This is a genomic window from Roseibium sp., assembly GCF_050301095.1.
Classification (GTDB): domain Bacteria; phylum Pseudomonadota; class Alphaproteobacteria; order Rhizobiales; family Stappiaceae; genus Roseibium.
This window is the reverse complement of sequence record NZ_JBNKYW010000198.1, coordinates 1-11,243: the sequence shown is the minus strand read 5'-3', so window position 1 is coordinate 11,243 and position 11,243 is coordinate 1. Positions and strand designations below refer to the sequence as shown.

Sequence of the window (11,243 nt, the reverse complement as noted above, 5' to 3'; positions counted from 1 at the left end):
AGCTTTTGCAGTCGCACCGCCGGTCTCAGCCAGCGTCATGGTGATTGCAGCGGTCAGCGTCGTCTTGCCGTGGTCAACGTGGCCAATCGTGCCAATGTTCACGTGCGGCTTCGTGCGCTCAAATTTTTCCTTCGCCATCGGCGTCGCTCTCTGTCCAATACTCGGTTTGGTCGATATGGCTCGCGCAGGACGCACCCCGGCGCCTTGGACAGATCCGCGAGCGACGAGATACTTCCCGTAGAACTTTATGTCAGGATTTCCGGGCGAAAGAGCCTTCCGTTCCGGACACTCCGATCAGCACCCATGATGGAGCGGGTGAAGGGAATCGAACCCTCGTCGTCAGCTTGGAAGGCTGCTGCTCTACCATTGAGCTACACCCGCACAACGAGAGAACCAGGAACGATGGTGGAGGAGGTTGGATTCGAACCAACGTAGGCATAGCCAACGGATTTACAGTCCGTCCCCTTTAGCCACTCGGGCACTCCTCCATCTCGTCCTGCTTCACGCCGAAGCGATCAGGATGGCTTACCGAAGAGCCCGCCCGGAAGGGGCGAGCAATCCCGTGGCGCGTGTTATGCAGATGCGGACCTGCCCTGTCAACGCCGATTTTGCAAAGAAATGCACAAAATCATCCGGACGTTCGAAACGGACGCTTCGAACGCGGGAAGACACCGGGCCCTCCGACCATCAAAGAGTGCCGTGCAGACCAGGAATTGTCACTGTTTCCCTGCGTTTTTTCTCTCCCAACCTGGTTTTGACGGCGAGCCTGTGGACAACTTTACCAATGGCGAGAGTGACCTGGTGATGGCTTCGTCCGGTGAATTCCGCCCGCAGCGTCTTCCCTCCCCGGCCTGCAAATCATCACGCACTTGCCGGGATTCCCGATTTGTTGTAGCTACAACAAATGACTTCCACGCTCGACACCATAGATTTCGTTCACATGGGCCGGACCTGCCTCGGTCACGCCGCCAGGCGGACCGCCAATCTGCTGACCCGCCATTATAACAGGCACATGGCCCCGCTCGGTCTTGAGCTGACCCAATGCCAGCTGCTGGCGGCAATCGCGGACGGTTCGGCCAATTCCGCATCCGAGATTGCCCGCTTTCTGGGAATCGACCGGTCGACTCTCGCACGCAACCTGAAGCCGCTTGAGGCCGTCGGCCTGATCACGCGGCAGGACAGTGCAAACCGGAGGGTTCTGCCGGTGCTGACACCTGCTGGAGAAGAGAAGGTGGTCGCGATCCACAAAACCTGGAAAGTCGCCCAGGCAGACTTGTGCAATCTGCTCGGCCCGGACGGCGGTGAAGCCGTGCGGGCTCATATGTCCGCGCTGCGCAAGGCGGTTCACATCCTCGAGCAGTCCGGCGCTCCAGACGCGACCTCATCCGGAATCAATAAAATGCCCAGCCTCCAATCAAAGGACGACAGTCATGAATGAAGCCATCAACTTTTCCGGAAACGGCCAGCCGCCCCAACTCGGACCGCTTCCGACGACTGCCGTCGCCAACCTGTCCGGACTGGATATCTTCGGGAAGATGATGGCGGGCGACCTCCCCGCCCCGCCGATCATGGTGCACCTTAATATAAGGATGAAGGAATTCTCAGAGGGCCGGGCCGTCTTCACCGGTCTTCCGGCAACCGAATTCCTCAACCCACAGGGCACAATTCACGGCGGCTGGATCTCCACGCTGATCGACACGGCCCTCAGCTGCGCCGTCCATACCGCCCTGAAGCCCGGCGAGTTTTATACGACCACGTCTTTGACCGTGAACATGGTGCGCCCGCTTCTGGCCGACAGCGGCGAAGTTACCTGCGAAGGCCGACTGGTCCACCGGGGTTCGCGCCTTGCCACGTCAGAAGGTGATCTCAAGGACCGGAACGGCAAGCTGATCGCCCACGGCACGGTGAGCTGCATGATTCTGAAACCGGACCAAACTGCCAGGAAATGAGAAACAGCAGCCCAGACACCTGTTTCAGAGCGTTTCGGGGCGCCTCCTCCCGGCACCGGCAAGTCTTTCATGAATGCAGATAGTTCTGGTAATCGAAGATCTTTCGGAACCCGATCTTCTCATAGACCGGTCGCCCCATGTCGGTTGCCTGGAGGACCGCAATATCCGCGCCGCGCCGCTTACCCTCCGAGAGAGCATGCACCGTCATCGCCGTCCCTATACCCCGCTTGCGCGCATGCGGCAGGGTCGCGACGGCATAAATGCCGGCCACGCCATCCGTCATGACCAGCGAACTGACCGCCACGGCTTCACCGTCGAGGTATCCTGTGAAACGTGGCTGGGCTTCAAACATTTCGGATGGGGATGTTGCTTCGCAGTCCCCCATCGGCGCTTGCAGGGTTTCCTCCAATTCGAAAGCCGCGATCGCGAGCTGCCCCCACCTGCGGCGCGCTTCGGCACCATCCGCCGTCTCGATGACCAGTCCCCTAACAGGCTCTCGCAGGGCCACGACCGATTGGTCCGCCATCATGGCCGGCTGGGGAGCGCCACGCTGAAGCCCTGCGGCCTCCAGACGCGCACGGAGGTCTTCATTGTCGGCCGCAACACTCACGCGCCAAAGAACCGGCACGCCGACAATCTTTCGGCAGGCTGCCGACAGCTCCAGCGCCTCGTCGATCGCCGCCTGGTCCCGCCCGGTAAGTATCACGGAGTTGAAAAGACAATGCGGGATCGCGGTCTGCATGAACAAGGCACCGGGAAGTTCCTTGCGCCGGCCGCCGTCCGCCAGTGCATAAGTTCCCCAATAGGCCAGGAGGCTTGCGTCCATCCTCGCCACAAGCTTGCCGTCGAGTGCCATCTTTCTTCTCCCGGGAAAACGTGTCTCGCGGTCATTGAGATTACACCCGTTCTCCGGCGGGACCAACGCAACCGGGCAGCAACGCCCCCCCGCTCAACGTCGACGCGCGTCCTGCCTGGACACATATCATTCCCTCTTCCCCTCAAGCGGAATTGCCGCTAGAGCTGCGGCATGACGGATAACTTCAAATCAGCGCGCCCCAAAACCTATCCGGGCAAGAAGCCGGCCTTCAACAAAAAGGGCGGCAAACCGGCCCCGCGCCGGCCGGGCCTGCCGCCGGAAGGTCCGGTTCTTCTCTATGGCCTCCACACGGTGGAAGCGGCCTTTGCCAACAAGGACCGAAAGCGCCTGAAACTCTATGCGACCGAAAACGCGCAGCGCCGCCTTGAGGAACGCGGCGTGAAGATCGACGTGCCGGTCGAGACCATGATGCCGAGGGCCCTCGACCGCATGGTCACCAAGGACGCCGTCCACCAGGGCATGATCCTTGAAGCCGATCCCCTGCCCGCGTATGGCGCAGAACACCTGAAAGGCGCCCGTCTGATTCTGGCGCTGGATCAGGTCACCGACCCGCACAACGTCGGCGCGATCCTGCGCTCCGCGGTTGCCCTTGATGCGGACGCCGTCGTTACCACCGAACGCCACGCCCCCGAGGAAGGTTCGGTGCTCGCCAAATCGGCCTCCGGTGCTCTCGACATGATCAAGCATGTCCGGGTGAAGAACATGGCGCGGTTCGTTGCTGAAATGACGGAACAGGGCTTCGGCTGTATCGCTCTGGACAGCGACGGCCCGGCGAGCCTGGAAGACACCGCCTTCACGGACAAGACGGTTCTGGTGCTGGGGTCTGAGGGCAAAGGCGTGCGCCAGGGCGTGCGGGAAGCCTGCGGCCTCACCGCCCGTCTCGACATGCCCGGCGAAATCCGCTCCCTGAACGTTTCCAACGCCGCCGTGCTGTCGCTCTATGTGGCACGCATGAAAATGGGGCTGTGATTTCCCGGGCGAGCCGGCCCTATTTGCGAAATCCAGGACCTTGCAGCCTCCGGATTATCCACAAGAGCCCTCCTCTTTTGCCCTATGAAAGAAGGGCTTAGCGCAAATTCTTGCCCGGGAAACGAAATTTTCCTCGACAGGCATGGACAAGCGCGTTCAATCTGATAGAAGCCATTCCCGGCGCCGGTATAGCTCAGCTGGTAGAGCACGTGATTTGTAATCTCGGGGTCGCGGGTTCGAATCCTGCTGCCGGCACCAGTTTTCTCCACCAAAATTCGACATGTCGAACAGCCAGCTTCGGTTTGGCAGTGACAATGCTCACTGCCGGGTCGCACTGACCTAGTTGTATCGACCGTGTGCGGTTCACCCGGCCAGTCACCGTGGCTGACGTGACCGGCAGCGAAGCACCCTGACCGGGCTTCGTCCTTGCGGACCCAAAGAGCAGCGGCCTCGGTAATTGAGCCAATCATCGCTTCTTCGGCTGATTCATGTCAGGATGAAGGAGCGAAAATCAGGGAGATGGGCCATGCGAAGATGGTTGGCTTGCGTTGCGGTTTTCACTGCACTTTCGCTTTTCGGCACGGCAAATACCTTGTCCCAGGAGTTTGTCGACCCTACCGGGTTGGTGAAAGAAACCAGTTCCGGTGACTTTGTCGTCGATGGTGTCGAACGAATTGACCTCGAACGGGCGCACGAGCTGTATCAGGCCGGGGCCGTGTTCGTGGATCTTCGAAACATCTGGAGATACGACTTAGCTCATATCCGTGGGGCAGTCGGTCTGGAGCTTAACTCTCAATTCAACGAAGAGAGCCTGGCAAAGCACGCTTCCAAGGATCAGGCCGTTGTTTTCTACTGCAACCATTCGGCCTGTCCCCGTTCGGCCATCGCAAGCGCGCTGGCTCTGACTTGGGGCTACACGGATATCTATCACTTCCCCGATGGCTGGTCTGCCTGGTCCAGCAGCGATTACGACAAAGACTGAAGCTCGCCCTCTTACATAGCAGCGGGAAAAGCAATCGCCCCGGTGGATCGAATGCCCCCCGAAATACCGAGCCGTGCCGCCATGGCGGATGCCGCCGTGATGCCCGGAACGACGCTGGCCGGAATGCCTTCTTCGGCAAGCCGGTCCAGTTCCTCCCAGCCTCGCCCGAAGATTATCGGATCGCCGGATTTCAGCCGCACAACATGTTTGCCCTGTTTCGCAAGGCTTACCATTATGGCGTTGATGTCCTCCTGACGGCAGCCTTCCCGGCCGCCGCGTTTTCCGACCAGCTGACGTTTGGCTTCCCGGCGTGCGAGTTCAAGGACGCTGTCATCCACCAGATCGTCGAACAGGATCACGTCGGCGGCCTGCAGGGCCCTGACGGCCTTGAGCGTCAGGTGTTCCGCATCCCCCGGTCCGGCCCCGACCAGCGTCACCCGCCCGGTTTCTGCGGCGCCTGCAGCCTCGGCAAGAAGATCGCGTGCGATCTGGTCGGCCTGCCCATCCGGCGCATTGCGGCCCGAAAACGCCAACTCTGAAAACCGCTCCCAGAACCTCCGCCGCGGCTGCCCGGCCTTAAGGCGGCCAAGCACCTTGCCGCGCAGACGGCCCGCGAGCGCCGCCCAGCCCTGCAGGCTGTCCGGCAGCAGGGTCTCGATCTTCCTGCGGATCGCCTGACCCAGGATCGGCGCGGCCCCATTCGTCGAGATGCCGATGACGACCGGCGAGCGGTTGACGATGGAGCCGAACTGGAAATCGCAGAAGCGCGGATTGTCGATCACGTTCACCGGCACGCCTGCCGCGCGGGCGGCACCCGAAAAGGCTTCGGCCTCCAGGTCGTCTTCCGCATCCGCGATCGCAAGTGCGAAGCCTTTCAAGTCTCTCGGTGCCCAGCCCTGCCGATGATAAACGAGCCGGCCTTTCACGCTGCCGGCGGCCAGCAGGTTTTCAAATGCGGGGTCGAGGATGTCCGCATGGACATGAACTTCCGCACCGGCGGCTGCCAGCAGCTCCGCCTTCCAGGCCGCGGCCTCCGTTCCGCCTGCCACCAGCACCCTGCGACCTTCCAGCGGGAAAAACAGGGGCAAACAGGCCAGCGCGCCGACACGCGAAGCGCGGCGCGGGCCAGCCACCTCAACCGGCTTTTGCAAGATCGGTTTCATCAAGGCTCTCCGTTGCGAGCGTGTCGAGAAGGGTCTGGATTTCGGACCGGCAGGAGCCGCAATTGGTCCCCGCCTTCAGCGTCTCGCCGATGGCGGCCACGCTGCCCGCCCCGCAACGTGCGGCGTCGGAAATCTGGTTGCAGCCCACCTGGAAACAGGAACAGACGATCGCGCCGGGGTCGGGCCGGTCCGCCGGTGCACGGCCGGCCAGAACCTCGGAACGCCGGCTAACTGCCATCGGCTCGCCGGAAAGAAGACCGCAAGCCCATTGCCGCGAGACTTCAACCGGCCTCCTTGAAAAGAACAAGGCCGCCTGCAGCCGCTCTTCCTGCCAGAAGGCCTGACGGAAAGAACCGTTGACGGTGTCCTCAATGGACAATTGATCGTCGCCGAAAGTTCCGAGCTCGGAGACGACAGTCCGGAGGTCCGCTTCGTTCCGGCCCGCGAACTCGAGCCGGTAACCATTCTCGATTGGCGCAATCGCCCAATAGTCCGCGGCAATGGCCTCAGGCCTCCTTGACAAAACCGCGAAGCCGAACCAGGCCATTTCCCGCTTCGAAACGGCAACCGGGGTGAATTTTGAACCGGGCTGGCCGGAATGCGGATCGGTTTCGGGCGCGACCACGGCATCAATGCGGGCCTGTGAAGCGAATTGATCCGTCCAGTGCATCGGCACGAAGACTTCACCTGGCCGCACGCGTTCAGTGACCAATGCCCGAACAAGCGCCGTGCCATGTGGGCTCTTCACTTCGACCAGGTCCGCCGGTGAGACTCCCAGACGGTCGGCATCCTGAGGATGGAGTTCCGCGAAAGGCTCTGCGATGTGAGAGGTCAGCCGCGAGGTTTTGGCCGTCCGGGTCATCGTGTGCCACTGATCACGCACCCGGCCGGTGTTCAGAAGAAAGGGATAGGCGCGTTCCAGCTTGCGCGGTGTCCGGAAGGCCACCGGAACGAACCGCCCCTTGCCGCTATCGGTAAAAAGCCGCCATTGGCGAAAAAGCGCGTTTGCGACGCGGCGTTTCCCGCCGCCTGCGGCCATTGGAACGGCGTCAGGGCGTCGTATTGCGCGTCGGACACACCCTTGTAGGCGCCAATGTCGAAATCCCTCATGCCACCGTTCCTGTGCGAGGAAAGCGCGGCATGCTCCCGGAAGATCGCGGCGGCATTCGGGTAGGAGAATGCAGCCTCAAAGCCCATCTTGCGCGCCACTTCGCTGAAGTGCCGCCAATCGGGGCGCACCTCGCCGGGCAGATCCAGAAACCGCCGCTGGCGCGAGATCCGGCGTTCGGAATTGGTGACCGTGCCGTCCTTCTCCCCCCAGGCGGCCGCCGGCAACAGCACATCGGCAAAGGGCACCATGTCCGCATCTCGCGTGACTTCGGAAACAACTACAAACGGGCATTCCGTCAATGCTTCGGCAATTCCGTCGGCATCCGGCAGGCTGTCCACCGGGCTGGTCGCCATGACCCAGAGCGCCTTGATCCTGCCCGCCTTCACTTCCCTAAAGAGGTCTACGGCCTTCAACCCCTGCCGGTCGGCAATGACCGGGCTTTGCCAGAAGTCCTGGACGATCCGGCGGTGATCCGCGTTATCCAGCCCCATGTGTGCGGCCAGCATATTCGCAAGCCCGCCGACTTCGCGCCCGCCCATGGCATTCGGCTGGCCCGTGACAGAGAACGGTCCCATGCCCGGTCTGCCGATGCGGCCAGTGGCCAGATGGGTGTTGAGGATGGCATTGACCTTGTCGGTGCCCACCACCGACTGGTTCACGCCCTGGCTGTAGACTGTCACCGTCTTTTCCGTGCGCGCGACCATCTTGTAGAAGAGCGCGATGTCCTGGCGCGAAAGACCGGTCTTTTCGGCGATCGCCCCGATTTCGCAGGGTCCGGCCGCCTGAATCGTATTCTCAAACTCTTCGGTGAAGCGATTGATATAATTGAGATCCAGCGCCCTAGCCTCGGACAGAAATGCCAGCAGGCCGTTGAACAGTGCGACATCCGTATCCGGCTTCAGGGCAAGGTGCAGATCCGCGATGGAAGTCGTCGCCGTCTGCCTCGGGTCGATCACGACGATCCGCAGCGCCGGATTGGCCGCCTTGGCGGATTCCAGGCGCTGAAACAGCACCGGATGGCACCAGGCGAGATTGGAGCCGACCAGAACCACGAGGTCGGCAAGCTCGAGATCTTCGTAGGTGCCCGGCACCGTATCGGCCCCGAAGGCCCGCCGGTGCCCGGCAACGGAGGACGCCATGCACAGGCGCGAGTTGGTGTCGATGTTGGCCGAACCGATAAAGCCTTTCATCAGCTTGTTGGCGACGTAATAGTCCTCTGTCAGGATCTGGCCGGAAACGTAGAACGCCACACTGTCCGGTCCGTGGTCCCGGATCGCTTCGGAAAACCTGTGCGCCACCAAATCGAGCGCAGTCTCCCAATCACTTCGTTCCCCGGCGATTTCCGGATAAAGCAGGCGGCCGTCAAGCGAGAGCGTTTCGCCGAGGGCAGATCCCTTGGAACATAGCCGTCCGAAATTGGACGGATGATCCGGATCACCGGCAACGGTAATCTTGCCGTTTTCATGACGGGTTGCGAGCACCCCGCAACCGACACCGCAATAGGGGCACGTCGTCCTGACCGTTTCTGTGGTTTTAATTTCGGTCACGCCTGGCCCTCCTTGAGCCTTTCCATCCCTGATCAATTGAAGCCGGTTTCCTGCGGTATCGGTTGCCTGCGACGGCTGTCAGCCGGAGCGGCGCGCCAGATCGTCTGCGGCCAGCAGCACCTTGCCCTCCTCCACCTTCGCCGCGGTCACCGGCACCGCGCCTTCATCCGCGCCTTTCGCAAGGCCGGTCGCCAGGTCGAAGACCCAATTGTGCAGCGGACAGGTGACCGATGTGCCATGGACGATCCCCTGGCTGAGCGGCCCGCCCTTGTGGGGACAGCGGTCGTCCAGCGCATAGACCTGGTCGTCGATCGTCCGGAACACGGCAACGCATCCGTGGGCGGTCTTCACCACCCGCGCGCCCTCCGGCGGAATGTCTTCCAGGTCGCCAATAGCGACCCAATTTCTGGTTTCTGCGTTCATTCCGCGGCCTCTTTCTGAAACACTGCCATCGGGTTGAATTCATGCTTGTCCTTGCCGGAGACGCGCTCCGACCAGGGGTCGACCTGGGCAAATTTCTGGGAGAAGACGAAACGGTCGAAATAGCCCTTGCGCTTGCCCGCATCGTCCATGATCTGGCGGCGGACCTCGTCATGGCCGACGCGCTTGGCCCACTTGTAGATGCGCTCAAGGTAGTGCCCCTGCTCGCGGTACATCTGGACCACCGCCACGATGTGTTCGAGCGCCTCGTCCTCGGTCTTCACGTGACCGAGAACCTCCGTGCCCTTGATGTCGAGGCCGGCGGCACCGGCGAAATGGATCTCGTAGCCGCTGTCGACGCAGATGACGCCGACATCCTTGCAAGTCGCCTCGGCGCAGTTGCGCGGACAGCCGGAGACCGCCAGCTTCACCTTCGCCGGCGTCCAGGATCCCCACATGAACTTCTCGATGCGAACGCCAAGGCCGGTGGAATCCTGTGTTCCGAAGCGGCACCAGTCGGAGCCGACACAGGTTTTCACGGTGCGCAGACCCTTGGCATAGGCATGACCGGACACGAATCCGGCCTTGCCGAGATCGGCCCAGACGGCCGGAAGGTCTTCCTTGCGGATGCCAAGCATGTCGATGCGCTGGCCACCTGTAACCTTCACGGACGGAATGTCGAACTTGTCGACCACATCGGCAATCGCCCGCAATTCGGCGGACGAGGTCATGCCGCCCCACATGCGCGGGACGACGGAATAGGTCCCGTCCTTCTGGATGTTGGCGTGAACGCGCTCATTGATGAAGCGGGATTGATAGTCGTCCGCATATTCATCCGGCCAGTCGGCCACGAGATAGTAGTTGAGCGCCGGACGGCACTTGGCGCAACCGCCCGAGGACGACCACTCCAGTTCCTGCATGACGGCGGGAATGGTCTTCAGGCCCTTGGACTTGATCAGGCGGCGCACCTCATCATGCCCCAGCGGCGTGCAACCGCACATGGGGGTGACAGCCGCCGGATTGTAGGCCGCGCCGAGCGTTGCCTGCAGAAGCTGCTCGACGAGCCCCGTACAGGTTCCGCAGGAGGCGGACGCCTTGGTGTGCGCCCGGACCCCATCCACATTCGTCAGGCCTTTCTCTGTGATCGCGGAAACGATTTTTCCCTTGCAAACGCCGTTACAGCCGCAGATTTCCGCATCATCCGGCAAGGCTGCAACGGCCGCCGTAGGGTCCAGGGGGGCGCCCCCCTGAAACGCCTGGCCGAAGATGAGCGTTTCGCGCATATCGGAGACATCCGTCCCCTTCTTGAGCATGTCGAAAAACCAGCCGCCGTCGGACGTCTCACCGTAGAGCACCGCGCCGAGTATCCGGTTTTCCTTCAGGACCAGCCGCTTGTAGACACCGGCGGTGGCGTCACGCAGGACGATTTCCTCACGATCCTCACCATCGGCAAAATCTCCCGCGGAATAAAGCGTCACGCCGGTGACCTTGAGCTGCGTGGCGGTTTCCACCGGACGGAAGGCGGCGTCCTCACCGGCAAGCGTGGCCGCGGCCACTTTCGCCATGTCGTAAAGCGGTGCAACGAGGCCGTAACACGTCTTTTGGTGTTCCACGCATTCGCCGATGGCCAGAATGTCCGGATCGGACGAGCGCATCTGATCGTCAACGACAATACCGCGCTCGACATGAATACCCGCATCGGTCGCGATCCTGACTTCCGGACGGATTCCGACCGCCATGACCACCAGGTCGGCTGGATAGACGGTGCCGTCGTCGAGTAGAACGGCCTCGGCGCGGTCCTCGCCCAGAATTGCCTTGGTCTGTGCCTCGCAGTGGATCTTGATGCCGCGTCCTTCCAGTTCCTGCTTCAGAAGAAAACCGGCCGCCGGGTCGAGCTGGCGCTCCATCAGATGACCCATCAGGTGAAGAACCACCACTTCCATACCGCGCAAGCGCAGGGCCGCGGCGGCTTCGAGCCCGAGCAGGCCGCCGCCGATCACGACCGCCTTGGCATTCGGCTTGCCCGCCGCCTCGACCATCGCGTCGACATCATCGAGATCGCGGAACGCACGCACGCCCGGCAGGTCCTTGCCGGCAACCGGAATGATGAAGGGCGCCGATCCGGTTGCTACGACCAGCTTGTCGTAGGACAACTCGCCCTTGGGCGTGGTGACCGTCTTGTTTTCGCGATCGATGCCGGTGACCGTTTCGCCGAACCGGCAAGT

General features: G+C 62.0%; 8 protein-coding genes, 3 tRNA genes and 2 pseudogenes. 5 read left to right on the top strand and 8 right to left on the bottom strand.

What is annotated here, in order from left to right:
* From ACQY7U_RS17980 to ACQY7U_RS17970, 3 genes are all read right to left on the bottom strand, one after another.
* Positions 1 to 138, bottom strand: a 138-nt coding sequence (locus ACQY7U_RS17980) for a GTP-binding protein (protein ID WP_428647277.1), incomplete at its 3' end; no start/stop codon positions are given.
* Positions 139 to 307: 169 nt separating this feature from the next.
* A tRNA-Gly gene (locus ACQY7U_RS17975) sits at positions 308 to 381 on the bottom strand.
* A gap of 22 nt (positions 382 to 403) precedes the next feature.
* Positions 404 to 488 (bottom strand) — tRNA-Tyr (locus ACQY7U_RS17970).
* A gap of 416 nt (positions 489 to 904) precedes the next feature.
* Here ACQY7U_RS17970 and ACQY7U_RS17965 point away from each other — a divergent pair.
* Together ACQY7U_RS17965 and ACQY7U_RS17960 are read left to right on the top strand one after the other, a co-directional pair.
* Positions 905 to 1,438, top strand: coding sequence for a MarR family winged helix-turn-helix transcriptional regulator (locus ACQY7U_RS17965; protein ID WP_428647274.1), 534 nt, complete (start codon positions 905 to 907; stop codon positions 1,436 to 1,438).
* The gene (locus tag ACQY7U_RS17960; protein ID WP_428647271.1) at positions 1,431 to 1,949 is read left to right on the top strand and encodes a PaaI family thioesterase; all 519 of its coding nucleotides are present in this window, start codon (positions 1,431 to 1,433) and stop codon (positions 1,947 to 1,949) included. The genes ACQY7U_RS17965 and ACQY7U_RS17960 overlap by 8 nt, the downstream gene beginning before the upstream one ends.
* A 67-nt stretch (positions 1,950 to 2,016) precedes the next feature.
* Here the strand turns inward: ACQY7U_RS17960 and ACQY7U_RS17955 are convergent, their stop codons facing one another.
* Positions 2,017 to 2,805, bottom strand: a complete 789-nt coding sequence (locus tag ACQY7U_RS17955) for a GNAT family N-acetyltransferase (protein ID WP_428647268.1) — start codon at positions 2,803 to 2,805, stop codon at positions 2,017 to 2,019.
* Positions 2,806 to 2,976: 171 nt separating this feature from the next.
* Here ACQY7U_RS17955 and ACQY7U_RS17950 point away from each other — a divergent pair, with 171 nt between their 5' ends.
* The 3 genes from ACQY7U_RS17950 (at position 2,977) to ACQY7U_RS17940 (ending at position 4,777) form a co-directional block, all read left to right on the top strand.
* Positions 2,977 to 3,795, top strand: a complete 819-nt coding sequence (locus tag ACQY7U_RS17950; RefSeq protein WP_428647266.1) for a TrmH family RNA methyltransferase — start codon at positions 2,977 to 2,979, stop codon at positions 3,793 to 3,795.
* 182 nt (positions 3,796 to 3,977) lie between these two features.
* Positions 3,978 to 4,053: transfer RNA gene (locus ACQY7U_RS17945), tRNA-Thr, on the top strand.
* Positions 4,054 to 4,321: 268 nt separating this feature from the next.
* Complete coding sequence (locus tag ACQY7U_RS17940; protein WP_428647263.1) at positions 4,322 to 4,777, top strand: rhodanese-like domain-containing protein; 456 nt, start codon at positions 4,322 to 4,324, stop codon at positions 4,775 to 4,777.
* 59 nt (positions 4,778 to 4,836) lie between these two features.
* Here ACQY7U_RS17940 and cysG read toward each other — a convergent pair.
* The 4 genes and pseudogenes from cysG to nirB form a co-directional block, all read right to left on the bottom strand.
* A pseudogene (gene cysG / locus ACQY7U_RS17935) lies at positions 4,837 to 5,940 on the bottom strand (siroheme synthase CysG); the annotation flags it as partial.
* Positions 5,912 to 8,598: pseudogene (locus tag ACQY7U_RS17930) on the bottom strand (molybdopterin-dependent oxidoreductase). The pseudogenes cysG and ACQY7U_RS17930, both read right to left, overlap by 29 nt.
* Positions 8,599 to 8,676: 78 nt before the next feature.
* Positions 8,677 to 9,021, bottom strand: coding sequence for a nitrite reductase small subunit NirD (gene nirD, locus ACQY7U_RS17925; protein ID WP_428647260.1), 345 nt, complete (start codon positions 9,019 to 9,021; stop codon positions 8,677 to 8,679).
* Positions 9,018 to 11,243, bottom strand: a 2,226-nt coding sequence (gene nirB, locus ACQY7U_RS17920) for a nitrite reductase large subunit NirB (protein WP_428647257.1), incomplete at its 5' end; no start/stop codon positions are given. The genes nirD and nirB, both read right to left, overlap by 4 nt.

What these genes read in the sequence shown, in the direction of transcription:
- ACQY7U_RS17965 (WP_428647274.1), top strand. Translation starts at nt 905, where the DNA reads ATGACTTCCACGCTCGACACCATAGATTTCGTTCACATGGGCCGGACC.
- ACQY7U_RS17960 (WP_428647271.1), top strand. Translation starts at nt 1,431, where the DNA reads ATGAATGAAGCCATCAACTTTTCCGGAAACGGCCAGCCGCCCCAACTC.
- ACQY7U_RS17955 (WP_428647268.1), bottom strand. Translation starts at nt 2,805, where the DNA reads ATGGCACTCGACGGCAAGCTTGTGGCGAGGATGGACGCAAGCCTCCTG.
- ACQY7U_RS17950 (WP_428647266.1), top strand. Translation starts at nt 2,977, where the DNA reads ATGACGGATAACTTCAAATCAGCGCGCCCCAAAACCTATCCGGGCAAG.
- ACQY7U_RS17940 (WP_428647263.1), top strand. Translation starts at nt 4,322, where the DNA reads ATGCGAAGATGGTTGGCTTGCGTTGCGGTTTTCACTGCACTTTCGCTT.
- nirD (WP_428647260.1), bottom strand. Translation starts at nt 9,021, where the DNA reads ATGAACGCAGAAACCAGAAATTGGGTCGCTATTGGCGACCTGGAAGAC.